The following is a 26,307-nucleotide window of genomic DNA, read 5'->3' as shown; positions in this document are numbered from 1 at the left end:
ACTGGCGACTATTGGCTGACCGCTCCGGCGGCCGCCACTATAGTTTATTTTCCTTGCGAAATAACTTTTTTCTGAACGGGAACACAGCCACTGTAATGACCGGGAATAAACTGATAATGAGTCAGTTTTGTCATAACGTATTCAGAGGTCATGTAGCCACGTATGGTCAGGCCTTTCACTAGTGAATAGAAGTCTTTTTGTGCCGCATCCGTCGACTGCCCTAATTGCGTTAAGAGCGCCGTTCGCTGGCTCACATCACCTTCACTGAACGGTTTGTTATACGCTTTCTGAGCCCAGCTATCCAGCGATGCCAGACCAGCCTGAAACTTATCCTGAGCAGCTTTATCATAACAGTCAGCTACCATTTTCTGTACAAACTGGTGTACATTCAGCGATTTCGCACCGGGTGTATCAGTAGCGGGAATAATCGTTTCGACCATCTCAGCCAGCACTTCCGTTTGACCAATCGAGAGAATTTGCTGAGTCGACCGGACCGATTCTGCTGTCCAGCCATTGGCCCAGGCTGGCAGGCTAATCAATCCGCCAACAGTACCCGCTATCGCTTTTAAGGCATTACGTCTTTCCACAGGTTACTTACTTTAATTATGTTTATTCTGCCAAATATACTTTATAATACCCATACTTTCTTGTATTTCCTATCCATCTCTATCATCAAATTATACTGGTATATCCTAAAATCAATGACGGATTTCGACCATAATTCTGAATAGTACAAGTCCATCGATTATTAAGATTTTCACCTGCAGAAACACCTGGCCAAACGAACGATCAGGGCGGTTTGAGTGTTCTATTTTTATACCTTCACTAACGCTGAATACTTATATATACCTATTGGTTATCAAGACCTTATCGTTGGCTATAAGTTACCACTCTATCTACATTTTATTTTCTGCACGCCAGACTAATCTGACGCATCTGGCTTGTTAAATCCTTATTAAATCACAATTCGTCTGACAGGTTGATGCAACAAACCTTTTACCCATCACGTAAGTGTGTATAGTTTACAGGCTCAAGTACTCGATTAAACCTATGGAACAACCAGTTATGAATAATACTCTCATGAATACTAATTACCCTTTGTCGGTAAAATCAATTTTCGGTTTGTTGCTAGCCGGATTACTGTTGTCTCTTTCCTCCTGTCAGAAAGTAGTCGATGATGTTAAACCCCAAACTAATTCTGGTACGTCAACATCGGAGAATCAGACCATTAATGATTGGATTCTGGAGAATATGCAGCAGGTATATTACTGGAACGATAAAATCCCAGCCAATCCTGATAAAACGCTGACGCCCGATCTTTTTTTCGAATCTCTTCTGAATAAGTACGACGCCACAACCAACCCGACGGGAGACCGATTCTCCTGGATTGAAGAAAGTGCCGATGAATTAGAGGCAAGTCTGAGCGGGCAGAGCACGACTACCGGAATGGAATATAATCTGTATCTACGGACATCTGGCTCTACGGGTGTCATTGCTCAGGTGCTGTATGTTCTTCCAGGTTCTCCAGCCGAAAAAGCAGGGCTGAAACGAGGAGATATCATCTCGAAAGTAAACGGAACTTTGCTTAATACAACAAATTACTCTGACCTGCTATTCTCAGGATCGACCTACACGTTTGGTCTGGCAAGTGTCAGCGGGCAATCGCTGGTAGATACCGATAAAACGATTAGTGTAACCGCAACTACCTTTCAGGAAAATCCGGTTTTTCTGGATTCTGTCTACACAGTTGGCAGCAAAAAAGTAGGTTATCTGGTTTATAACCAGTTTGTTCCCGGCGCGAATGGAAGTTCAGCAAATGAGTACGACGCCCAAGTTGATGCTGTTTTCAGCAACTTTAAAGCAAAGGGCGTTAACGAATTAGTTCTGGATTTACGCTACAACCCAGGTGGCTATACATCCTCCTCAGCGAATCTGGCCAGTTTGATCGGTAAAGGTATCAGTTCCAGTAATTTATATTTTCGTGAAGAGTGGAACGCTAGTATTACTCCTCAATTACAAAAACAATACGGTTCGAGCTTTTTTGTGCAGAACTTCCTGAATAAAGCTCAGAATATTGGTAGCAATTTATCACGTGTATTTGTGCTTACTACCGACCACACAGCTTCAGCCAGCGAACTTATTATCAACGGCTTACGCCCGTACATGACCGTAACCACCATTGGTACAACCACGTATGGTAAAAATGTTGGCTCAATCACGATTACCGACGAATCTGGTGTAATTAAATGGGGTATGCAGCCCATCGTGTTCAAATCGTATAACAACGCAGGCTCATCCGACTATTCAACGGGTTTTACGCCAAATGTGGAAGTGGAAGAACCCTTAAATTTGTTACCCCTTGGTGACACGAAAGAAGCCTTGTTAAGTGCAGCACTGAGTCAGATTTCAGGTAGTGTTACCGGTGGGCGTCAGGCAGCAGCGAACAGCAATCCACTTTTGCAGGTTGGTTCGTCTATTCAGCGTAAAGCAGGTGGGCACTTGATGGTTCGTCAGCTCAAAACCTTACCATTCTAATGCTTAACATTTTTTAACAATCTCGTTTCCAACGGCTACAGCGTAGAGAAGGTCTTTATGCTGTAGCCGTTTAGCAGTATACAGATAGTACTCACAACTACCATTTATTAAGAATTTTTATGAAAGATTGCCATTGGTTCATAAGGTTCCTTTGCAGTAATTTTGCAGAATTATGTAATAGGCTTCCCTCTCTGAACTAAACCCAGTAGCTGTTTATTCAGGGCAATCAAAATAGCAAAATCGTCGTTCTTAAAGCAAATCAGTGTACCTTTACGTTTTCGTTCGTTTGTTCACGCTCGTTATTTCATGATTCATTTACCTTTTCGATTTCTTTCGGCTAAAAGCTCCCAGTCGAAATCTGTATCATCTGAGACATCTTTCTCTAACCGTAACAAGAAACATTCACGGGTCAACGGGATATTAGGCTTACTATGTGTAGGCTGGGCAGGCGTTCTAATCGGCTGCGGCACTTCAGACACTGTCTCCGTTCTGGGCGACTGGACCACAAAGTCTGAATTAGAAGGCGTAGGTCGGTTTGGAGCTTCCAGCTTCGTTGTCGCCAATATTGCCTACATGGGTACGGGGGTCGACGCCAGCAACAACCGGCTCAAAGACTTCTGGGCGTATGACCCTTCCCGAAATGCCTGGACACAAAAAGCGGACTTCGCTGGACCAGCGCGATATGTTGGTGTAGGTTTTTCCGTTGGTACAAAAGGCTACATCGGGACTGGTATTAACGTCAATAGTGATCGGCTAAAAGACTTTTGGGAGTACACTCCAGCCACTAATACCTGGAAACAGGTTGCTGATTTTGGTGGAACGGCTCGTCAGGAAGCAACTGCCTTTTCGATTGGCACCAAAGGCTATGTGGCTACTGGTTTCGATGGAAACTATCTGAAAGATATGTGGGCCTATGACCCCACAGCCAATGCCTGGACGAAAGTTGCCAGCTATGGTGGTTCAAAACGGAAAGCAGCCGTTGCGTTTGTCATTAACAACATGGCTTATTTGGGCACCGGCAACAACAACGCTGTGTCGCAAAAAGACTGGTATGTATATGATCCTGCTCAGGATTTATGGACTCAGAAATTAGATTTCATCACCGATCAGTCAACGATCGCGCGTAGTTATGCGGTTGGCTTTGCTATCAACGGAAAGGGATATATTACCTTAGGTGATGCCACAACCAGAGATGTTTGGGAATATGACCCAGCAACCGATATTTGGACGACCCGGGGTGTTTTTGAAGGAGCAGCCCGAACCTATGGCGTAGGTTTTGCCATTGGCAATAAAGGCTATGTAACAACAGGTCGCAATGGTACAGCCGCATTTGATGATCTGTGGGATTTCGATCCAACCATAGAACAAGTGCAATAATGACTACGGTCAACTCCCCTGGCCAACCAAAGCCGCAAGCGCGTCTAATTCGGTTGGGGTTGATGCTGACTCTGATTGGTTTAGCTTTTTTGACCGTTTATCAGTTCTATTATCAGCAACAACCTCATTACCAACTTCAGATTATTAAAACGGCAGGAGGCTGGGGATACGACATACTGAATAAGGATAAACTGGTTATTCATCAGCCTACGATTCCGGGACAGCCTGGAATCGTAGGATTTGCCAGCCAGGAGCAGGCCCGTCGGGTCGGTGAACGGGCGATAGAAAAATTGAAGCAGACGAAGGCATTGCCTACGCTGACAAATGAAGAATTACGCCAGTTAGGCGTAAAAATTCCCTGAATTCTTTGAATATGCGTACTTTCTGGTACGCCGGTTTGCTCTTGCTGACCGGTATGGTGCTATTTGCTTGTCAATCGGGCGATCTACTTGTAGGGCAGTCAGTGGTAAATCCGCAGGAACTGGTCGTGCAATCTGTTGACTCGGTATCGATTCGGACGTCGACGGTAATGCGCCCCGATTCGTTTATCACGTCCGGTGATACGGCACTGCTCGTTGGACGGTGGGCTGACGCTCAAACGGGCCTGATGACTGCCCGAAGCTTCGCGGCTCTTAATTACACGAGTAACTCACTCAATACGCAAACGAATCAGCAGTTAGACTCCTTAGTACTGGAGTTAAACTATGCGTATGTATATGGTGATACGACGTCTGCATTCGATATAAGCGTCCACAAACTAGCGAGGGAGCTTCCTTATGTAGCCTACTACAACACAAGTTCGTTCCCCTATGATAGCAGGCCGTTGTTCCGGAAAACAGTAATTCCACAGCCTAACACACGTACAAGAAAAATTTCGTTTCGCCTAACTAATGCTGAGGCTCAGGCGTTCTTCCAGCAGCTAAGTTCGAGTCAAATTACGGATGCATCCACATTATCCTCGTATATTCCAGGATACGCCATTAATTGTAATGCATCGGGCAATACGTTTGTTGGCATTTCAACTGCCAGAAGTGGTTTACGACTTTATTATCACTCGACAGACGTAGATCGGACAGCATCGACGTTATTGTTTCCGTTTACCTCAGCCTATTTTACTCAGTTGCTGAATGATCGTACCGGAACGCCATTGAGTGCTTTAAAAAATCGCTCGGACGCTGTTAGTAGTCGACTGACTAACAATACCAGTTTTATAGTTCCAGGTGCTCAACTGATGACTCGCTTAGAGTTTCCTTATTTAAATCAGTTCGATAGACCAGAACGCTTTGCCGATCTGAATAAGGCTTTACTGATTATTAGTCCGGTTCGACGTACGTTGAATGATAATGCGACTCCGCCAACAACTGTAGCCCTGTATTTTACTAATAATCAGAACGAACTTCTGAATAATACGGTGCCAGTAGGTATAGGAGGTACCTCACAACCTACAGCAACTTATACGTACGATCCGCTAACATTGATGCTTACAGATACGTATGCCTTTGATCTGACCTACTATGTAGGGCAAGTTATTAAGCGAAAGCAACTCACTCAACCGCTACTATTAGGTGCCTACACGGTCAACTACACACTTAGACAATGGGTAGGACGCGCAACGATCGGAAACCAACAACGGCTTGACGATCAGCTGCAATTGAAGTTGTTTATGACATCAGGTTTGTAGCTAGTTATACTGACCTGTCTAAGGACAAAAATAAATCGGCCCACTATTAAGCAGTGGGCCGATTTATTTTTGCCAGGTGATTAGTTATTTATAAACCTGACACGTCATACACTTTCCCCTTCTGTGTAGAAAAAGATGTTACATACCCAGATTCTGTTTTTTGCGATTTGATTTTTAGACCTTTAACCGTAATAGGCTGGGCCGTTCGTAGTTTGCATGGTTCGCCATTGAGCGATTTAACCGTAGCTGAAGCTAACTGGTGATTCTTCCAGCGGATAGCGAGTTCAAATCCCCCCCTTGCTTTCAACCCAGTAGCACTTCCCTCTTTCCAGGCGTCAGGCAAAGCAGCCAACAGATGGATATCATTAAGATGACTTTGGATTAACATTTCGGCCATACCGGCTGTGCCACCGAAATTTCCATCAATCTGAAAAGGCGGGTGTGCATCAAAGAAATTAGGATAGGTCCCCCCGCCCTCTTTGTTACCATATTTGGTTGCTGTTTGGCTGGTGTAGGTTAGCAATTGGCGCAGGAGCAGGTATGCGTGATTTCCATCCAGTAATCGCGCCCAGAAATTAATTTTCCAGGCCCGACTCCAGCCCGTTCCGGCATCACCCCGAATTTCCAATGTCTTCTTGGCAGCAGCGGCAAAAGCAGGAGTTGTTACCGGCGCAATCTGGCGGCCCGGATGAAGTCCGAATAGATGCGATACATGCCGGTGTTGTGGATCAACGTCCTCCCAATCCTTGTTCCACTCCTGAAGATTCCCTTTATGACCAATATGCAACGGATAAAATTTCTTCCGTTTATCGATCAGCAATTGGCGAAATTCTGGTTCGATATTCAGCGCAGTAGAGGCATCGATCAGATTGGTAAACAAATCCCACATGATCGACATATCCATCGTTGTGGCTACGGAAATTGGGGAAGGCTTGCCTTTGGCATCAATAAAATCATTTTCGGGTGAAACGGAGGGCGACACGATCAGGTAACCATCTTTATCTTCGATAAGCCAATCCAGATAAAATTGAGCCGCTCCTTTCATGATTGGATATGCGGTATCTTTCAAAAACGCTTTGTCGTTCGTAAAGCGATAATGTTCCCATAGGTGCTGGCATAACCAACCCGCTCCCTGATTCCAGTTTGCCCATTTAGGATCGCCCTGACCTTTGTCGCCAACGGGATTTGAAATGGCCCAGATGTCGGTATTATGGTGTGCAACCCAGCCATGCATATTGTAAAATTCTTTTGCTGTAACCGCGCCCGTTTTAGCAATTTCGCCGATAAAGCTCAGCAACGGCCTATGCAGCTCCGACAGGTTGGTAACCTCAACCGGCCAGTAGTTCATTTGTGTATTGATGTTAATGGTATAATTTGAACTCCATGGGGCTCTTAATTCTTTATTCCATATGCCCTGAAGATTCGCTGGTACGCCGGGTACACGCGAACTTGAAATCAACAAATAGCGACCGTATTGACAATAGAGCGTTTCTAGCCCCGGGTCATACACTCCACTACTGTACCCATGCAAACGTTCGTCAGAGGGCAATTGAGCATTCGCGTTCGTAGTGGTTGTATCAGTTAACTGAAATGAAAAACGATTAAAATAAGATTGATAATCAGTTGTATGCCGATTTAACAAAGCTGAATAGGCTTTACCTGAAGCGTTACGAATTATGTCGTCCGCTAGTTTGGCTTCATCTTTTCCATCCTTATCCGGGCATTTATCATAGCCATTAAAACTGGTTGTAGCGGCAACTAATAAAAGAACCTCTGAAGCATTACGAATATGAACGCCCGACGTATCGGTTTGCACCGTGCCTCCCTGCAAAATGGGTTTAATCCGTAACTGGAATCGCATTCCCTTACAACCCTCCGTATCCTCATAAACGACAGGTTTACGATCTTTGGGATTGTAATAATTAGGGTCAACTTGTGCAGGCGCTTTGCCTTTCATTGTCCACTCCCCTTTTCCATTGCTTACATTTTGAAATCGAAGCTGGCTTTTGGTCGAAACATCAAAACTAAGCTGGCCAGGTTTGCTGGCTGTTAGTCGAATCACCAGAACCTGATCGGGAGCGGAAGTGAATATTTCCCGGCTGTAAGTAATCCCATTCGCTGTAAAGCGTGTGGTGGCCACGGCTTTCTGAATATCGAGATCCCGATAGTAAGCCGAAGGTGTACCACCTTTTATTTCCTGTTTCAGCATCAAATCACCCAAAGGCATATAGGATTGCGTATACAGCCCCTGCATATGTTTCACCAGCGCAACCGCCTGTTTATAGTCTTCCTGCTCCAATGCCTGACGAACCTGGGGTAGATAAGAAGGCGATTCAGGATTGATATTGCCTCTGACAGGGCCACCTGACCAGAGTGTACTTTCGTTGAGCTGAATGAGTTCGGCCTCCGGTTTTCCAAAGATCATAGCCCCTATACGACCGTTCCCGACAGGCAACGCTTCGGTCCAGACCTCAGCAGGATGGTTATACCATAGTTTCAGATTGGATTGAGCGAGAAGAACGGTAACATTGAAAAGTGTAAGAATGAGTAAGCACGTAGCTCTGAGGGAGGTTCGATATAACATAATTCTAAAAGCAGGAAACTTCTATTTTATCATGAAAGCCACAAAAATGTCACATTTCACGTATAGGTAAATAGAGCCATACGAAGCCGATATACCCTATTTCAACTCTTTTTAGCCCTTTATTTCTGTGTATAGTTGCTGAAATGCGAAGAAACAAACTGTTAAAAAGTACTAAAAACGGGGCGTTATTAACCCAATCCCATAAAACCCAACATTCGATCGATTAACCTGTACGTTACCTTTTAAACCGTGAAACAGCGGATAACCTGAATTCCTCAACTCATGCAACGTACATCCCTCAACGCCCCGTCCAGTTTGTCCCAGGCAACAACAACTTCTGCTTTGCCTGCTTTATTATCCCAGTCTGAAGATGGGTTTTATGGTAGTCTCCAGCGAATTTGGAACCATGTCCTTCAATTGGAAGATCTCGGATTAATCCATCAGGAAAACGACAAATTTGTTTATGCGTATCGATTTGCCGAAGCAGAACTCGAACGAATTTATTGTGATACGGCAAACGTAAACAAACACGCCTAATTGAATTGGTCCCCTTCCCGACTCCCACTTATGAAAACCTACCAGAATGAACACGTACGCGTAGAAGTCGACTGTAGCGTGCATCTCCTACAACAGGTCTGGTTCGATGTACCAACCAGTGAAAATTTTCGCGACGGATCATTAGCAACTCTGGCTTTGGCCAAACGACATCAGGTCAAACGGTGGTTGATCGACTTGCGGAGATTACGATTATTCAATCCGATTGACTTACAGTGGTTTATACAACACTGGTTACCACAGTCCAACGCGGGAATAGGTTTATCCAATCGGGTTTGTATAGCTATTGTTCTAACCGATCTCAACCAATTTGGTAAGCTCGGTTCTGATTTGTTACTAAGAGCCGCAGGCAACCTCAACTCTTCCTTATCCAGTCGCTATTTCATTGATGGTGAAAACGCCAGACAATGGCTATTGGGGTAAGCTTGGTGTTTGATGTTTCAGGCTCAACGTTGTTCGAATCATTAAACTTGAAACTTGAAACCTGAAACATCAACTGCTAAACTTAGTGTAGCAGCTTGCAACGGAGAATGTGGAGTTTACGTACTGTCGATTAAGTACCCGGACCTGCATAGACCTACATGAAAATCAACCCTTTACTCGCCTTAATAGCTCTGCTTTGGGTTACGCTGGCTTGTCAGCCTAAAAATTTTGATCCTGACGGGAGTATTGACAGTACAGCTACCGCACCTATCAACAGTACTGTCAATTCAGACTGGACAACAGAGTCACATAGTGGCGATGCCTCCCCAAATTACGATGTAGCGTTTTCGCAAACGGAAGTAAAAACACTGGAAATCAGCCTTACTGCGGATAGCTGGAAATCGATTCAGGCCGATATGGTAGCCAAGTCATGGGGGGTGTTTGGTGGCGGCAGCACCAGTGGGGGCGGGAAACCAGGAGGTTCATTCGGTGAAGATCCCGACTATGTAGCAGCCCCAGTTCGAATTAATGGCAAACTCTGGACAAAAGTTGGTTTTCGCCTTAAGGGCAACTCCAGCCTTTCATCTGCCTGGCGTTCTGGCACTTACAAATTACCATTCCGGCTAAAAATGGACGAATTTGAAGATATCTACCCAGAAATAACCGATCAGCGCTACTATGGATTTAAAGAGTTGAGCATGTCGCCGGGATTTAGTGACAACTCCCTGATCCGGGAGAAAATAGTAGCCGACATTTTTCGGCAGGCTGGTGTTCCGGCGGCTCAAACTGCCTTCTATCGAGTGTACATTGACTTCGGTTCCGGAAAAAAATATTGCGGGGTCTACACCATGGTTGAAGTTATTGACGATACGATGGTAAAAAAACAGTTTGGTGAGAAAAAGGGAAACATTTATAAACCCGAATCGACCTTCCAGACCTTTGTGGAAAGCCAGTTCGAAAAGAAGAACAATGAATCGAAGGCCGATTTTTCTGACGTACAGGCTTTTATCTCAGCATTGAATGCCACAAATCGTACTACTGACGCAGCAACCTGGCGAGCCAATCTGGAAAAAACGTTTAACATGGATCATTTCCTCAAGTATCTGGCAGTAAATAATACCATTGTTAACTGGGATAGCTATGGGGCAATGGCGCACAATTATTATCTCTACAACTCCCCTACCAGCAAGATAACCTGGATTCCGTGGGATCATAATCAGGCCATGACCAGCACAGGCAGCGGTGCTGGATCGGGAAGGGCCGTGTCTCTGGAGATGACTGAAGTGACTACTAGCTGGCCTTTACTATATGTGGTGGCTCAGGATGCGCTTTATTACGAAAAATACAAAAAATACGTAAAAGCATTTACTCAAAACGTCTTCACATCGGCCAACATATCCGCATTGATTGATCAAAATTATAACCTGATTACGCCTTATGTAACTGGTGCGGAGAAGGAGCAGAAACCTTATTCCTATCTGAGTAGCACCACCGATTTTACCAATGGTATTGCTACCTTGAAGAGTCATGTTACCTCTCGGATACAAGCGGCTAACACATTCATAAAATAAGTGCCAAATTTCACTTCAAACTGCTTAACGATTTGGTTGTCTCCACCCTTATAGCGTTCACTTTAAAGTATATGCGTATATAAAAACCAAATCTTCCTTTATCCGAAAAATTGTAGTTCTCAAATAGCCAACATCATAATTAAACTGTAAATTGTTGGCCTTAATTAAGTAGCTAGAGTATGTAAGCCCAGAATTAATCAGATGAATGATAGTTTACTCCTTCATCTGATTCCGCAAGTAAAAAAGAGTACCAATACAGTCGTAGTGAGTTAATGATTAGGAGATTTAGAACGACTTGCTTATGCGCATTTCTACTGTCTGGTGTTTTTTCTGGTTTCTGGCATTAGGAGGCATCCCCCTAGCCTCATACGCTACGCATCAGGTTGGCGGACAGATATCCATGCTGGCCATTGGTGATGTTCCGGGACATTACCGGATTATTGTAACGAACTATCTGGAAGACGGTACGCAGGGAATAGCTCGCCAAGCCTCTTCAGGTACTGTCGGCATTTATAGAATTCGAGATAATGCCTTAATGACCACCTTCACAGTTCAGCAAACGGGCGTCAAAGCACCCGTTGTTTATGCCAATGCGTATTGTGCATCACAGCGTAATCTAAATTTTGTCGTCTGGACGTACGAGGCAGTCATCCAACTTACTCCCAGTAACTATGCTGACTCTCAAGGCTATTACATGTCATACCAGACTCGAAATCGAAATGCGGGTATCAACAACATAAGTAGCCCCGACCAAACCGGTTTTACATTTTATCTTGAATTTCCGGCTCTTCAGCAAAACGGGGTTTACGTCCAGAATTCGTCTCCTCAATTTGGCACCATAAATGGCGAATACGTTTGTCTCGGCGATCCTTTCAAGTTTGCCTTCGGTGGTACCGATCCTGACGGCGATGAGCTTCGGTATTCAATGATTACTCCGCTTAATCAGAAAGGAACGGCACAAAATACAGTTTCAGGGGGGCCTTACCCAGACATTAGCTGGCTTCCCGGTTTCGATGCAAATAATGCCATAACCGGTAGTCCAACTTTGCAGATTGATCCGCAAACGGGTATGCTATCTGTAACGGCCACCAAATTAGGCTTATACGTATTTGCGGTAAAGATTGAAGAATACCGGAATGGGGTAAAGATCGGAGAAGTTCGACGTGATTTTCAATTTTTAGTGATCGACTGCCCCCCACAAACGACCCCTGATCCGGCCGTTCAGTTTCGCAATTTTCCGACGTTACGCTCCTATACCATCTGCGTTGGTGACTCGACTATCCTTCAGGCCGCTGTCAACTCAAACTGGAATTATCAATGGCGGAAAGATGGTATAAACATTACTGGAGCCACTGGAAATACATTTACCGTTCGGGAGCCAGGTACCTATATGGTTGTTGTATCGCAAAAAACGACCTGTAGCAAAGTAGGCAATTCCGAGAATTTAGTCGTGACGGTAATTGGCACCAAAGCCAGACTCTTCGAAAGTGGGCATTTGTGCGCTACTACCGGAACCGTTGAATTAACAGCTGTTGGCGATAGCAATGTAACGTATCAGTGGTATCGCAATGGTCAGGCACTGGCTGGTCAGCAAGCGGATTCAATTGTCGTGGATCAGGCGGGAAACTATTGGACGGTTACAACCGATAAAAAGTATGGATGTAAAGTAACTAGTGAGGTAGCTTTCCTTCAGCGTTCAGCTGCCGTACAGGCTCGAATTGAGTCAGCCTCGGGGCAAAATCGAATTTGCCCGCAGGATTCGCTCGCCTTACAAGGTAGTGGCGGAGTCAGTTATAGCTGGCAAAAAGATGGGGTTAAAGTCGGGGGAAGTGGCGCTCAGCATGTTACCAGTATGCCTGGTACGTTTGTGCTCATTGCCACAGATTCGTATGGCTGTGAGGGAACGTCTCCACCCGTGATTATCATTCAACTGGCGCCAATCGATGTCAGGCTAGATACCATCCCAGAAGTTTGTGGTGATAACTCGCCGGTGTACACACTGGTGGGTAGTCCGCCTGGAGGAGAATATGCCGGAACGGGAGTTACAAATAATCAATTTAGTCCAGAACAGGCTGGTATTGGCAATCACAGCGTTACCTATACCGTCAAAGCTGCGCCTGAATGTAAAGGAACGGTGGCAGCACGATTAGCTGTCGTGGCACCTATACCGACCATTCAACTGAAAGATTCTTTAACGACATATACTGGGAACACCTTTACGATGAATCCCGTCTACACTGGAAATCCCAATCAATTCCAGTGGACATCATCCACATTTCTGGATGACCCGACTTCGCCCAATCCGACCGTAATGTCAATTGGAAATGATATTACCTACATGATTGATGTAAAAAACAAAACCGGTTGCGAAGCCAGGGATACCATTCATATTACTGTATACACCCGAGTTTGGGTACCCGACGCATTTTCACCTAACGGCGATGGGCTCAACGATGTATGGGATTTACCCGGAATCGAAGCATTTCCGGATGCCATCGTAACTGTTTTCAACCGATGGGGAGAGATCATCTTTTCCTCCGACAAAGGGTATACCAAACCCTTCGATGGCACACTCAACGGGCGATCTTTGCCCTCTGGCCTTTACGCCTATACCGTAAAAACAGTTCCCGAAAAACCTGTTTTACGCGGTAGTTTAATGATTGTTAGATGAGTGAATCCTCAATCGAGTCCAAGGTTGAGGATTCACTTAATTTATCTGCTAACTATCGACGATTGGTGTAGCCAACGCTCATGCTGTTATAGCGAACAGCTGATTCCGTTCCTAGAAAATCCATGATAACAGATGGATGATAGACAATATCATCTGTAAAATTCCAGGCATCGCGAACCAGCAGTTGTTCACCCGTAGGTTTGTATACCGCCGTAACTTTATAACGCCCCATTGGAATATCTTTCAGGAATGTGTCGTAGCGTTTTTTAGCCTTTAGTTTGAGCGCATTACCCGTTGATCCGTCAATCAATGGCCCTACAGGTGTCAGCGTAAATTCAACATTCTCGTTGTCATAAAGTTCATTGGCATTCAGATCGCGCGACATCTCCATTGTACCACCATAGTAAAGATCCAGACTCAAATCGGGGATGTGACCAGTTAATTTCCACTGAAAATTTCGGACAGGTTTCTCTCCGCTTGTGAACGAATCTTCATTTTCAGGATCGAGCGCGATTTTATAAACCCGGTCATTATACTGTTTCAGGATGTAGCCCTTTGCAATCCATTCGCCAGCTAGGTTGATCATTTGAATTTTATAGGTCCCATCAGTAGCTGTCTTTACTTCAGGGCCGTTGCCTGTAATAACTGTATGGTCAATATAAATGGTTGCTTTCGATAGTGGCTTACCCTGTGGATCAATAACTTTACCAATCAGATAGCCATCGGTTCCTGTGCCGGTTCCCGAACCCGGATCAGTCGTGGTGGGATCAATAGGTTTCTTATCGCAGGCAGTCATGGTTAAAAGACTGCCCATCAGAAGTAAAATAGTGCCGGAGAGGGCGCGAAATGAGTGTAGCATGTTCGTACGTTATTTGTTGTTTGACTGCCCAAAATTGGTTAATCTGCCCCCTCCTGTTCAATCAGGAAGCGCATGGATTGCAACAAGCAACGTATGAATTCGTAAAAAGTAAGATTGAGTTGATCGCACCAAAAACAAAATTCCGGCAATAACCCCTTAGGCAGTCATTACCGGAATTTACGATTACTATATAATCTGCTGGCTTAAGCCTGCTTTGTCAATTGAATGTTCAGCGCCAGTTTCACATCATCGCTCACCACAACGCCACCAGCTTCGGTAACGCCATCCCAGGTCAGTCCGAACTCTTTACGCTTAATAGTGCCGGTCAGTTCAAAACCCGCTTTGGTTTGTCCGTAGAAATCCTGCATCTGTCCACCATGTTCTACTTTCAGTGTAACAGGTTTCGTTGTTCCCCGAATGGTCAGATCGCCAGTTACTGAATACGTATCGTCGCCGGTTTTGGTAACGTTCGTTGATGTAAACGTCAGTTTTGGGAAATTTTCAGCATCGAAAAAATCGGCCGATTTCAGGTGGCCGTCGCGTTGTTCAACGCCGGTACTAATGCTAGCGATATCAGCCGAAAAATTGATGTTAGCGGTCGTAAAATCATCCCCTTCCATTTCTACTGAACCTTCGTATGTACCGAAAGAACCAGTTACAGTCGAAATAACAAGGTGTTTTACTTTAAACTGGACTTCAGAGTGCATTGGGTCAATGGTCCAGGTGGTGGTTGTGGCTGATTCAGTTGCCATAGTTGTATGTAGTTAAAAAATTAAATGTCTATGTATTTGATGTATATACATTTAATTCAATAAAAATGTTTCCATAGTTGAAAAACTTTTTTCAAATCGACTTTTACACCCAGCAAACGTTCAGGAAATAACCTATTTAATGAGCATGATGGCGGCCATAATTTCGATACCTTCCCAGAGATACTGCACCTTGACGTTTTCATTTTCGGCATGTTGGTTGTTGTCATAATTAACAACCGGCACCGAAACAACATTGGCTTTCAAGACTTCTTCGAACACATAAAGCGGCAAACTCCCGCCCGACGAAGGCGACAATACGATCGGGTCTGGACTGGTTGTCTGCACAGCGGCAATAACATCCTGCGCAATGGGTAAATCCATAGGCGTTCGCTGGGCATTGTAGCCATGGCCGCTGGTGATTTTAATCAGTTTTGGATACTGTTGCCGCTCGGCATCGGTAGGCTCATGGTCAATAATCTGATACCCCTGTGCCCGAATATGGTCCATTACTCGCCCAACCTGCCGTTTTACGTCATTACCCCGTACCAATCGTAAATCAAGAACGGCTTCTGCTTTTACCGGAATTACATTACCAGCCAGCGCACCTACATTGGCACTCTGCATACCATTAATATTCAGTGTCGGACGCATTAAGAGTTCCACGAAAGGAATTCCATTTCCGTCGGGTTGCGCAATACCTAACTCTTGTTTCAAAGCTGCTTCCATGTTCGGGATTTTCGCCAGTGCCTGTTTTTCACTGGCGGTCAAGGGAAGAACATCGTCGTAAAATCCCTTAATCAACACCTTGTCGTTATCATCTTTCATGCTGGCCAGCAATTTCACCATCCGCATGGCTGGATTGGGTGCCCAATTTCCATAGTTACCACTATGCAGTGGGCGTTTCGGCCCGTACACTGTCAGATGCATGTTGATATCGCCCCGAACGCCAAACTGGACTATACGTTTCCCCGAAACATGGCGCGGTCCATCCGCAATAATCCATATATCGCTGGCCAGTTTATCCCGATGTTTGGCAAAAATTTCACCCAAGTGCGTTGACCCGACCTCTTCTTCGCCTTCAAAGAAAAATTTCAGATTGGCCATTGGAGCAATCTTATTCTTAACTAGAGCATCGTAGGCATTTAGGATGGTCATAACGCCGGCCTTATCATCGGCACTTCCCCGTCCGGAGAGACGCCAGTTTGGATCAATTGGGTCACCGGATTTATAGGTTGTTATGATCTTTCCACCCTGCTCAATTGATCCCGTAAGAAACACAGGGTCAAATGGTTGTAATCCTTCTGCCCACTGTTTGGGGTTAACCGGCTGCCCGTCGTAGTGTGCATAGAAAACGATGGTCTTTTTAGCATTTGGAACCTTAATTTCTCCAAATACGGCAGGTGTAGTTCCAGGGGTTGGTCCATCGAGTAGCGTAGCCGGAATGCCGCGCTGCTTCATCATTTGTAGAATAAAAGCTGCGTTTTTGCGAATATTGACCGAATCGCGCGACACGTTTGGGATTGCCACAAACTGCCGGTATTCGTCCATTATTTCCTTTTCGTGATCTTTCCGAAATTGCTGAACTCGTTGCTGAGTCGATTGGGCGTTGGCCGCAAACGCAATAAGAGGGGCTAAAAGAAGTACAGATTTAATTCGCATAACAGGTTGTATATTGAGGAAGTTGTATTCTTGAGGATTACTGACAGCTAATGCTCCGAAGCGGATTTGGTATTTCCTTCCGTCACTTTGGTCAATTCCATACCCGCACCGACCAGTTTAATCACTTTCCCCTGGGAATCAAGAAGAAAGCTAATGGTGTCTTTCCCATTCCAGAATTGATCGTACGTAAGCCGGAACGTATCAAAATGCCAGTGGCTTAGATAACCTGTCAGTAGATTGTTGATCGATGCATAGAGTTTGCCATCTTTCAGGCTAATATCCACTTTACCGTAGAGCGGGTCAGTATATATGCCTGTATAGGCTGGCAGCGACAACGACGGTTTCGTGTTCATCACGCGCATACTGTCGATTTTGTGTTCGGCTAGTTTCGCACGTTGCTTAATACCGCCATATAATTGCTGAAATTCTTTACTCCAATCATGTTCAACGCCCAGCGCAAATTCATCGAAAGCTCTGTACATGAGCGCATGACGTAGTTCAACATGATCCAGATTCCCCTGCACATACACGGCTAGTTTTTGATCGGGTAATTGCCCATGAATGGCAACCATACCTGTCAGACTACCCGTGTGAAAGTTGACGCGATGCCCTCGATAATCGTGTTGAAACCAGCCCAAAGCGTACGTTTTCCAAACAGGTTTCGTTAGTTGTTGTGTGGGATAAAATTGGCTATCCGTCACTAACGTCTGCGGTTTGAACAGTTCAGCCCAGGTTGTTGGTTTCAGCAAAGCCTTAACGGATGAACCGTTGTGATATCGTCCGCTATCGAGCATACACTGCATCCAGGCAGTAATATCATCGGGACAAGTCCAAACTGAGCCAGCGGGGCCAACGGCATCAACAAGTCCCTCCTCTACCCGACTGTCCACCATCCGAATGGTATCTCTGATATCAACGTGAGGTTTGGCACGATTGACATCTGTTACCTCTTTAAACAGTGCTTTCGTTCTGCGCATACCCAGCGGTTCAAAAATGCGGGTACGAATAAACACATCCCAGGGTGTTCCGCTGACGCGCTCCAGTACTTTCCCGGCCGCCAAATACATGATATTCTGATAAATAAAACTCGACCGTAGTGAATACGCTGGTTTAATCAATCGTACCCGACGCAAAATTTCATCGGACGGAATCTGCATAGCGGCCCAGAGTACATCGGCATTTCCCACTCCTGTGTTGTGAATCAGCAGATCGCGTACCCGAACTTCACGCGTTACGGCTGGATCGTAGAATTGAAAATCGGGTAAGTAATTCGTCACTGGATCATCCCAGCGTAATTTCCCTTCATCGACCATCATTCCCAGACAAGCGGCTGTCATGGCTTTGGTTGTCGATGCCATCGCAAATAAGGTCTGTGTATCAACGGCTTCCGGCTTGTTCAGGTCACGAACGCCGTACCCCTTCTTCAGCAATACTTTACCGTCCTTTACGATCGTAATGGTCATACCGGGTACTTTCCAGTCTTTCACAGCCTGTTGTACATAAGCATCATAGCGAGAAACAGGATCAGAATTCGATCTCTTTAACTGAGCAGTACTTGCGACACTGATTAGGAGAAAAAATAGTAGCAGAATTCGTTTCATGGCAGGTTGTTTGATCCTCTAAGATAGCATTTTTCAGATACGTATATTTGTCATTCTCTAATTGCTCATAACATCCATGAATGATCTCAGCAAACTCAAGAATCAACCTATATTATCGCTGGCATTTACGCTATTGCTTTTCTTCAATCAAACGATTGGTTATACTCAATGGGCAGTTCTTCCACCGAACGCTATGTCCGCCATCAAAGAGAGCGATATCAAACGCGACCTCTTTGCTTTAGCGGGCGATCATTTTCGGGGCCGTGAAGGTGGCTCACTCGATGAACTAAAAGCATCCGTCTGGATTGCCGACCAGCTCCGGGCAATGGGCCTGCAACCTGCTGGCGATGATGGCACGTTTTTTCAGTTTTTTCATATTCAGCGTACCCGCATCACCGAAACCAGTCGGCTAAACATTGGTTCGCATTCCCTCGTCCACGGTCAGGATGCGTTTATTCTGGCTCCGGCTATTGCTTCGGTCGATGCGCCACTAGTTTTTGTGGGTCAGGGTACACCCGATGAATTAGCCAAAGTCGATATCAAAGGAAAAGCCGTTGCACTGGAATTTTCGGGAACACCCCCAGCCGAGTTAAGTTATCGTCGATTCCTGACCGGCACAATGAACCGGCGGGCGGCTGAATTGGTAAAAGCGGGAGCTCTGGCCGTCATCTGGGTATCAAACGCAGACGCCCAATTTTACTTCGATCGTTGGACAACGGGCCTGGAACGTGGTCGATATGACTTGCCCGGTGGCCCGAATACGCGTGTGTTTTCGCAAGCTCCTACCATTTGGCTACCTGCCACTGCAATGGGCTGGATTAAACAACCGGGGCAGCAGTTTACGAACGTTGTCAATGTGGAAAGTTTCAATTATCCATCCGTGAATATTGTCGCGAAAGTACCGGGGACTGATCCTAAGCTCAAAAATGAATACGTCCTGTTTAGCACTCATCAAGATCATGATGGGGTACGACGAGCTGTGGCTGGAGATTCGATCTGGAATGGAGCCGACGACAATGCCAGTGGATGCGTGGCCACGATGGCAATTGGGCGAGCTTTCGCGAAAAAGCCCGGTAAACGATCTGCATTATTTGTCTTTCACGGCGCAGAAGAGCGTGGCCTGCTGGGATCACGATATTATGTCGATAAACCAACTGTACCGCGAGAATCTATTGTAGCCGTACTGAATGCTGAGATGATTGGTCGAAATGCTCCCGATAGTGCCTGTATTTTGGGTCAACAGCCCCCCCACCGTAATTCGACTGATTTGGTAAACACTGCGCTTTCAGTCAACCAATCTGTCACGCATTTCAAACTTGATACCCTTTGGGACAAACCGACTCATCCTGAGGGCTGGTATTTCCGTTCCGACCACCTTCCCTATGCTCGAGCCAATGTGCCTGCAATTGCTTTTACTACCCTGCTTCACCCCGATTATCATACACCGAAAGACGAGCCTGATCGTATCAACACAGCCAAAGTAACCCGTATTGCTAACTGGATTTATCTGACCGGTTGGGATATAGCCAACCGACCGCAACGAGTGCGGTTAGATCAAGGATTTAAGCTGGAACGTTGATGATTCGTTTATTCCTAAATCCATTGGAGGGGACTTTCTTCAAGCAGAAGTTAAGTCCCCTTCAGGGGATTTAGGGGTAAAAACTACGGTGCACGTAGCACGTATCCTTCGCCAATGACAGTATGAATAAGTTGCGGGGAACCGGGTTGATCTATTTTTTTACGGAGAATGCCAACATATACCTCTATGGAGTTGCTGCTCATGGTATACTGCATATCCCATACGTTCTCAGCAATGGAGGCTCTAGACACAACCCTACCCTGATTTTGCATTAAATACACTAATAACTGAAACTCTTTGGCAGTCAGATTAATGGATCGGTTACCACGTTTTGCGGTACGCTCATCCAGGTTAAGCACGAGGTCACTTACCGATAGGATGGGCTCCGAATTGAGTTTTCCTGTGTGTCGCCGGGTTAAGGCTCGTACACGAGCAAGCAGAATGTCGAACTGAACTGGCTTCACCAGGTAATCATCAGCACCAACATCTAAACCTGTAACAATATCGTTAGTTGTCCCTAAGGCACTGAGCATCAGAATTGGCGTATCGACGCCCTGCTTTCGGAGGGCGGCCACCATATCCTGACCATTTTGCCGGGGAAGATTAATGTCGGCAATGATCAGATCGAATGGATAATCGAGCGCCCACTTCTGCCCCGCAAGCCCGTCAGCAGCTATCTGCGTATGAAACCCATTGGCCTCTAAACCTTTCCGAAGAAATCCGGCAATCGACGCTTCATCTTCTACGATGAGTATATACATAATGCTATTTGTTGGGGCGAAATTAAAAAAACTTCGGAACCAAACTCACCGAATCACAGAGTTCATACAATGAACAAGTTCTTGCAGTGGACTAACAAAGGGCACTAGTTAGTCCACTAGCTATCAAAATAATCCCCAGCCTGATCAGGCTGGGGATTATAACGTTTCAAATAAAATCAGCAACTAGTCAAATACTAGCCATTTTTTAAGTCTAACTGGCCAGCATTTTACCGGCGACCACCACCGCCGTGAAAACCACCACCATGAAACCCTCCACTAAATCCACCACCGCCGAAGGAACGCGAGGCTCCGCCCCATGCCTGAGAATGGTAGACGTTGGCGTTAGAACCTTGATATCGGCCAGGAGCGGCTACACGTGCTGAGTTGTTCCAGGTATTTGGACGAGCATATTGACCAGAGTTGGTTAACCAATTCGCGCGGCCCATAGTCAGGTTTGAGGTGGCTCCGAATGTACGGTGAGCAGCCGACATAAATCCAGCATTGCCTGGTGTCCAGATTCGATGCTCACCCATTGTATGGGTATAGTAGTTATTAAACCGATTGTATAAGTGAGGATAGGCATAGCGGCCTCTGGTAAAGAACCAGTTTGAAAATCCGAGCGATGGCATTCCAAACAGAACCATGTTTCCACCCAGGCCAAAATAGTATCCCGTTCCATACCACCAGGCTGATGGATACCAGAGCGGAGACGCATACCAGTACGGATAACCAAACCAGAATGAGTACGGGTTCTGATAATAATACGAAGTATTGATCCAGGCCGGATTCGGGTTAATGCCTGTGTTATACCCGTTTGCCTGTGCATACGCCTGACCGGCCTGCTGGAGTTCCTGTCTGGCCTGTGGATCATTAGTTAATTCATTCTGATACTCAGCTAATTCTTGCTGATTCTGAACAGTTAAACTATCATGCAGAGCTGTCAACTCTTTAGTCACCTGATCAGGGTTAGCTCGATACGCTTCCCCTAAACGAGTCGTTTTATCAAGCTGATCGGTAAGTTGCGACAACACATCAGGCATACCGATCAGTTGTCGAAATGCGTTTTGCGTCGGCACATCCAAAGAACCAATCAGGTTGTCAAACGCCTGATCTGCCTGCTGATTTATATTGTCGACCTGAACGAGATCGTCGTGGTGATGCCGGTATAATTTCCAGGCGGTTTCCTGCAAATCGGCCGACATATTTTTGGTCAGATTGTTCACGGCTGACTCACTGGTTCCGGCAGGTAACGTAGCCAATGCGTGCATCACATCCGGGAATCGAGCTATATCATAAAACCAAGCCTGTTTCTTCTGACCAAACGATTGAATCAGATTACCAAACGCTTGCTCACTGGAGGCTCGTTGCTGGGCCAACGCAGTTAAAACCTGGGGCTGCTGGCTAGCCAGTAAAATCGACCGACGAACATCGTCGCGGTAAGGGGCAATGGCCGAAACGATAGCCTTGTCGGTAGTAGGTGCCTGGTCAGGTTCGGTAGTTTGTGCGGTGCTGATTTTCCATCCTGCAGTTATCAGACCAATTGTTAGAAACAGGATTTTAGATGGGCGAAACTGAATGAACGTTTTCATGACTGCTAATGAAGGCATGAACTGTCTTCTGGTTGTATACGATCAATTGATTTTGAACGCAGCAAGTAAACCCGGTTTCAGAGAAAATCAGTTACTATCTTCCACCAGAACCAGGTTTCCTTACCGACGATACAAACAACGCCATGCAGCCTGAAGCGGGAGTAAAACAGGAGTTAATATGTGGTTAAAAACCGTAAACCGAATACTATAGATCACTTTACACTAGCCTGATTCCATTTTCTTCAATCACAATCTTTCGTTCTCGATAGAGTGTACCTATGGCTTTCTTAAACGTCTTTTTACTCATTTCCAAGGCTTTGTAAATAGCATCTGGCGGACTATTATCAGTCAGTGGTAGAAATCCATTTTCTGCTTTTAACGTAGCCAGAACCCGTTGGGCGTTTGGCTCTACATTCTCAAAGCCAGCCTTTTGCAAACTTACATCGACCCGATTATCATCGCGAATGGTTTTGATGTACCCAATCAGTGGATCGCCCGGACGGACCGTTCGGAAAATTTCATTTGCATACACAAGCCCTTTGTAGCGGTTATTAATAATCACATTGATCCCCAGATCCGTCCGTTCGTAAGCCAGCAATTGTACTTCTTCGCCTATGTATAAATCGCGTACGTCAGGATCCAGAAATCGATTGATCTTGCTCGATGCAACTAATCGATTCGTCCGCTCATCCAAATACATAAAAACAACATACCAGCGACCAACTTCCATTGGATAAGCCTGTTCACGATGTGGTACCAATAGATCTTTCTCCAATCCCCAATCCAGAAAAGCACCTGCACTGGTTACAGCCACGACCTGCAACGAAGCAAATTCATTTCGTTGAATCGCGGGCGTTAGCGTCGTGGCAATAGGTCGATCTTCGGAGTCGGTATAAATGAATACATCGATGTCGTCATCAACGGATAGCGTATCCGGGACGTATTTATTGGGTAACAAAACGTCGTTCGTATAGTCATCCGTTTGGCGATCCGACAGGTCACCGAGGAAGAAGCCTACGCTGGTTTCGCGCAGGGCCGTTAGTGTATTTATGCGTCCAATTTCAATCATGATGTCTAAAAACTAGCCGAAAATTAGAAACTTTCATTCAGTTGCTGCTGCAAGATACTGTATGGTTTAGACTACTTTTGCCAAATTAAAACCAGAGCCTCATAAATGAGTTATTAGGGTACAGCTGATCCGACTAATTGGACAGTACTTTTTTCAGCACGTGAATGCAATCCGACGCCAATAAATCGCAACAACCAACTGGTCGATCCGTCACAACCAGACAACTCGATCGTTTTTTTTTAAATCTGGCGGATGTAGCCGCTTTTATGGGGCGCTTCTTCCGGGAAGTTCTGGTTCCGCCGTATGAATTCAAAGAGATTATCCGGCAATGCTACGAAGTTGGTTATCGGTCGTTGCTGCTGATTTCCACTACTGGTTTCATTACGGGTATGGTTTTTACAAATCAGTCGCGGCCATCGCTTTCCGAATTTGGAGCTACGTCGTGGCTACCCTCACTGATTGCCATTGCCATTGTCAGAGCATTAGGCCCGCTCGTCACGGCGCTGATCGCGGCAGGGAAAGTAGGGTCGAGTATAGGCGCAGAAATCGGCTCGATGAATGTTACCGAGCAAATTGATGCGATGGAAGTATCCGGCACAAACCCATTTAAATTCCTGGTTGTTAGCCGCGTGCTGGCAACGTCGTTTACGATTCCATTGCTAACGATGTACACAATTTTTGTGGCATTAATCGGTGCTTTTCTCAACGTAAATGCCAACGAACAGACCAGTTTCACATCTTACATTCAGGAAGTTTTCGGAGCCATTACGTATCTGGACATCTTTTCATCCTTGATAAAATCCATTGTATTCGGCTTCACAATTGGTATGGTAGGTTGCTACAAAGGATATCATTCGTCGAAAGGCACGGAAGGCGTCGGAAAAGCGGCCAACTCGGCAGTTGTCACGGCCATGTTTTTAGTATTTATCGAAGAATTGCTCTCCCTGCAGATCGTACAGGCGCTCCGGGGAAATTAAAATAATTGCGAAAGAGCGAATGAATGAAAGAGCGAATAACTAACACTGTATTTATTTTTTCGCTCATTCACTCTTTCACCCTTTCACTCATTAGTTATGGCAGAAAAGAAAGAACCCGTCATTGAGATTAAAGGATTAAAAAAATCCTTCGGTAGTCTGCACGTACTTCGGGGGGTTGATTTAGACGTATATAAAGGTGAAAACGTAGTCGTTCTTGGGCGATCGGGTACGGGGAAATCCGTACTGATTAAGATCATGGTCGGTTTACTCAAGCCCGATGCAGGTAAGGTCATTATGCTGGGGCAGGATGTTGAAACACTACATGGAAAGGAGTTGGATGAATTTCGGCAGAAAGTCGGTTTTTCATTTCAGAGCAGTGCCCTTTACGACAGTATGAGCATTCGGGAAAATCTGGAGTTTCCGCTTGTTCGCAACGTCCGCAATCTCAGCCGATCCGACATTGACAAAGCCGTCAAAAAAGCGCTGGAGGATGTTGGATTATCGCAGACAATCGATCAAATGCCGGCTGAATTATCGGGTGGCCAGCGCAAACGCATAGGTATCGCCCGAACGCTGATCCTGAACCCCGACATTATGCTCTACGACGAACCGACAGCCGGTTTGGACCCCATTACCAGTGTCGAGATTAATAACCTAATTAACGACGTGCAGGAACGCCGGGGCGCTACATCGATCATTATTACTCACGACCTAACCTGCGCCAAAACGGTCGGAGATCGGATCGCCATGCTACTCGATGGGAAGTTTGAACGCGTCGGCACCTTCGATGAAGTATTTGCCGCTCCCGACGAGCGTATCAAACAGTTTTATGATTACAAGTTTGTCGATTAAACACAATAGGCTGTTTACGGTTTTCTGTATACGTAACACGAATCAGAATTAACACTCAACAATCTAATACCCATAGTAAACAACAGCAAATCGAATACTGATACCTGAATACCACCAACCATGAGTACCGAATCAACGAAACGCTCCGTAGTTGTAGGCATTTTTGTCCTGCTAGGAATTATCATATTTATTGCCGGTGTGTTTGTACTGGGCGGCCAGCAGAAACGGTTTACCAGCACCATCCGGGTCATTGCGCTTTTTAAAGACGTGGGAGGCCTGAAAAATGGTAATAACGTTTGGTTTTCCGGCGTAAAAATCGGAACGGTCAAACGGATCAGTTTTTATAGCAACTCTCAGGTCGAAGTTGACATGAACATCGAGGAGAGTTCCAAACAATACATCCGGAAAGACGCATCTGCCTCTATCGGCTCCGACGGACTCATCGGGAACAAAATTGTTGTGATTGCGGGTGGCACAACGAATCATCCTGAAGTAGAAGATGGCGACCGTCTTAAAACCTCGGAGGCATTAAGTTCTGATCAGATCATGGCTACGTTGCAGGAAAATAATAACAACCTTCTGCGCGTCACCAACGACTTTAAAGAACTTGTCGGCAACCTCCGGAAGGGAAAAGGCACAGTCGGGGCCGTATTGACCGACTCGGTCGTCGCTGATAATTTCAAACGGGCGATGCTCAATTTGGAGCGGGCATCTAATAATACGGTGAAAGTAACCGGCTCCATTGCGCAGTTTTCAGCCAAATTAAATACCAAAGGAACTCTGGCGAACGAATTAGTGACAGACACGACAGTCTTTCGTAAATTAAGCCGGGCCGCAACTCGTTTCGAGTCAACAATTGCATCGGCGGATCAGAGTGTTACTACTCTCCGGCAAACATCTGAAAACTTGAACAGGGCGTCGGATAAACTCAATAATACCAATAGTCCACTAGGCATATTGCTTACAGATAAGGAAACGGCGGGTAATCTACGTACAACGCTTAAAAATTTGAGCCAGAGTACGGTTCTGCTAAATGAAGATCTGAAAGCAGCCCAAAATAACTTCCTGCTACGAGGCTATTTCAAGAAGAAAGCAAAGGCCGAAGCCAAACAAAAAGCGGATAGTACCGCAGCCGCAACGCCAAAGCCTTAGCGATTTTAACTTCTTAAATTATATTCAACAGGTCCGTTAAGGTTTCTTTATAACTTTATC

At 45.6% G+C, this 26,307-nt stretch carries 21 protein-coding genes; 12 read left to right on the top strand and 9 right to left on the bottom strand.

Annotated features, from left to right (window positions below; genetic code table 11):
* Positions 1-44: 44 nt before the first annotated feature.
* Complete coding sequence (locus tag ACYVE4_RS25405) at positions 45-560, bottom strand: gluconate 2-dehydrogenase subunit 3 family protein (RefSeq protein WP_461043331.1); 516 nt, start codon at positions 558-560, stop codon at positions 45-47.
* 520 nt (positions 561-1,080) lie between these two features.
* Between ACYVE4_RS25405 and ACYVE4_RS25400 the strand changes: the two genes are divergently transcribed.
* The 4 genes from ACYVE4_RS25400 to ACYVE4_RS25385 all read left to right on the top strand — a co-directional run bounded on the left by ACYVE4_RS25400 (position 1,081) and on the right by ACYVE4_RS25385 (position 5,593).
* Complete coding sequence (locus tag ACYVE4_RS25400; protein ID WP_461043086.1) at positions 1,081-2,535, top strand: S41 family peptidase; 1,455 nt, start codon at positions 1,081-1,083, stop codon at positions 2,533-2,535.
* Positions 2,536-2,841: 306 nt separating this feature from the next.
* Entirely contained in the window at positions 2,842-3,912 is a 1,071-nt protein-coding gene (locus tag ACYVE4_RS25395) for a Kelch repeat-containing protein (protein ID WP_461043085.1), read from the top strand.
* On the top strand, positions 3,912-4,274 hold the full coding sequence (locus ACYVE4_RS25390; RefSeq protein ID WP_461043084.1) for a DUF4907 domain-containing protein: 363 nt from the start codon (positions 3,912-3,914) through the stop codon (positions 4,272-4,274). The genes ACYVE4_RS25395 and ACYVE4_RS25390 overlap by 1 nt, the downstream gene beginning before the upstream one ends.
* An 11-nt stretch (positions 4,275-4,285) precedes the next feature.
* The gene (locus tag ACYVE4_RS25385; protein WP_461043083.1) at positions 4,286-5,593 is read left to right on the top strand and encodes a DUF4270 family protein; all 1,308 of its coding nucleotides are present in this window, start codon (positions 4,286-4,288) and stop codon (positions 5,591-5,593) included.
* An 88-nt stretch (positions 5,594-5,681) separates the two neighbouring features.
* Here ACYVE4_RS25385 and ACYVE4_RS25380 read toward each other — a convergent pair whose 3' ends face one another.
* Positions 5,682-8,177, bottom strand: a complete 2,496-nt coding sequence (locus tag ACYVE4_RS25380; RefSeq protein ID WP_461043082.1) for a glycoside hydrolase family 95 protein — start codon at positions 8,175-8,177, stop codon at positions 5,682-5,684.
* 282 nt (positions 8,178-8,459) lie between these two features.
* On the opposite strand from ACYVE4_RS25380, the gene ACYVE4_RS25375 reads away from it, so the two are divergent.
* The 4 genes from ACYVE4_RS25375 to ACYVE4_RS25360 all read left to right on the top strand — a co-directional run bounded on the left by ACYVE4_RS25375 (position 8,460) and on the right by ACYVE4_RS25360 (position 13,397).
* Positions 8,460-8,714, top strand: coding sequence for a hypothetical protein (locus ACYVE4_RS25375; RefSeq protein WP_461043081.1), 255 nt, complete (start codon positions 8,460-8,462; stop codon positions 8,712-8,714).
* 30 nt (positions 8,715-8,744) lie between these two features.
* Positions 8,745-9,155 (top strand): hypothetical protein, encoded by a 411-nt coding sequence (locus ACYVE4_RS25370; RefSeq protein ID WP_461043080.1) that lies wholly within the window; start codon positions 8,745-8,747, stop codon positions 9,153-9,155.
* A 158-nt stretch (positions 9,156-9,313) separates the two neighbouring features.
* On the top strand, positions 9,314-10,726 hold the full coding sequence (locus tag ACYVE4_RS25365) for a CotH kinase family protein (RefSeq protein WP_461043079.1): 1,413 nt from the start codon (positions 9,314-9,316) through the stop codon (positions 10,724-10,726).
* A 301-nt stretch (positions 10,727-11,027) separates the two neighbouring features.
* Positions 11,028-13,397 (top strand): gliding motility-associated C-terminal domain-containing protein, encoded by a 2,370-nt coding sequence (locus ACYVE4_RS25360; RefSeq protein WP_461043078.1) that lies wholly within the window; start codon positions 11,028-11,030, stop codon positions 13,395-13,397.
* Positions 13,398-13,449: 52 nt separating this feature from the next.
* On the opposite strand, the gene ACYVE4_RS25355 is transcribed toward ACYVE4_RS25360, so the two are convergent.
* The 4 genes from ACYVE4_RS25355 to ACYVE4_RS25340 all read right to left on the bottom strand — a co-directional run bounded on the left by ACYVE4_RS25355 (position 13,450) and on the right by ACYVE4_RS25340 (position 18,268).
* Complete coding sequence (locus ACYVE4_RS25355) at positions 13,450-14,256, bottom strand: carboxypeptidase-like regulatory domain-containing protein (protein ID WP_461043077.1); 807 nt, start codon at positions 14,254-14,256, stop codon at positions 13,450-13,452.
* Positions 14,257-14,459: 203 nt separating this feature from the next.
* On the bottom strand, positions 14,460-15,008 hold the full coding sequence (locus ACYVE4_RS25350) for a YceI family protein (protein WP_461043076.1): 549 nt from the start codon (positions 15,006-15,008) through the stop codon (positions 14,460-14,462).
* A gap of 132 nt (positions 15,009-15,140) precedes the next feature.
* Positions 15,141-16,667, bottom strand: coding sequence for a M20/M25/M40 family metallo-hydrolase (locus ACYVE4_RS25345; RefSeq protein WP_461043075.1), 1,527 nt, complete (start codon positions 16,665-16,667; stop codon positions 15,141-15,143).
* A 47-nt stretch (positions 16,668-16,714) separates the two neighbouring features.
* Positions 16,715-18,268, bottom strand: coding sequence for a serine hydrolase (locus tag ACYVE4_RS25340; RefSeq protein WP_461043074.1), 1,554 nt, complete (start codon positions 18,266-18,268; stop codon positions 16,715-16,717).
* Between the two features lie 76 nt (positions 18,269-18,344).
* Between ACYVE4_RS25340 and ACYVE4_RS25335 the strand changes: the two genes are divergently transcribed.
* The gene (locus tag ACYVE4_RS25335) at positions 18,345-19,847 is read left to right on the top strand and encodes a M28 family peptidase (protein WP_461043073.1); all 1,503 of its coding nucleotides are present in this window, start codon (positions 18,345-18,347) and stop codon (positions 19,845-19,847) included.
* 83 nt (positions 19,848-19,930) lie between these two features.
* Here the strand turns inward: ACYVE4_RS25335 and ACYVE4_RS25330 are convergent, their stop codons facing one another.
* From ACYVE4_RS25330 to ACYVE4_RS25320, 3 genes are all read right to left on the bottom strand, one after another.
* Positions 19,931-20,608 carry a response regulator transcription factor gene (locus tag ACYVE4_RS25330; protein ID WP_461043072.1) on the bottom strand — a complete coding sequence of 226 codons (678 nt, stop codon included), beginning with the start codon at positions 20,606-20,608 and terminating at the stop codon, positions 19,931-19,933.
* A 227-nt stretch (positions 20,609-20,835) separates the two neighbouring features.
* Positions 20,836-22,215: a hypothetical protein gene (locus ACYVE4_RS25325; RefSeq protein ID WP_461043071.1), complete on the bottom strand. Its 1,380-nt coding sequence runs from the start codon at positions 22,213-22,215 to the stop codon at positions 20,836-20,838.
* 199 nt (positions 22,216-22,414) lie between these two features.
* Positions 22,415-23,266: a CvfB family protein gene (locus tag ACYVE4_RS25320; RefSeq protein ID WP_461043070.1), complete on the bottom strand. Its 852-nt coding sequence runs from the start codon at positions 23,264-23,266 to the stop codon at positions 22,415-22,417.
* Positions 23,267-23,430: 164 nt separating this feature from the next.
* On the opposite strand from ACYVE4_RS25320, the gene ACYVE4_RS25315 reads away from it, so the two are divergent.
* From ACYVE4_RS25315 to ACYVE4_RS25305, 3 genes are all read left to right on the top strand, one after another.
* Entirely contained in the window at positions 23,431-24,243 is an 813-nt protein-coding gene (locus ACYVE4_RS25315) for an MlaE family ABC transporter permease (RefSeq protein WP_461043069.1), read from the top strand.
* A gap of 96 nt (positions 24,244-24,339) precedes the next feature.
* Positions 24,340-25,095 carry an ABC transporter ATP-binding protein gene (locus ACYVE4_RS25310; RefSeq protein WP_461043068.1) on the top strand — a complete coding sequence of 252 codons (756 nt, stop codon included), beginning with the start codon at positions 24,340-24,342 and terminating at the stop codon, positions 25,093-25,095.
* 120 nt (positions 25,096-25,215) lie between these two features.
* On the top strand, positions 25,216-26,247 hold the full coding sequence (locus ACYVE4_RS25305; RefSeq protein WP_461043067.1) for an MlaD family protein: 1,032 nt from the start codon (positions 25,216-25,218) through the stop codon (positions 26,245-26,247).
* Positions 26,248-26,307 lie beyond the last annotated feature (60 nt).

Source organism: Spirosoma harenae, from assembly GCF_054776975.1.
The sequence above is the reverse complement of the archived record's forward strand: the minus strand, read 5'-3'. Positions and strand labels throughout refer to the sequence as shown.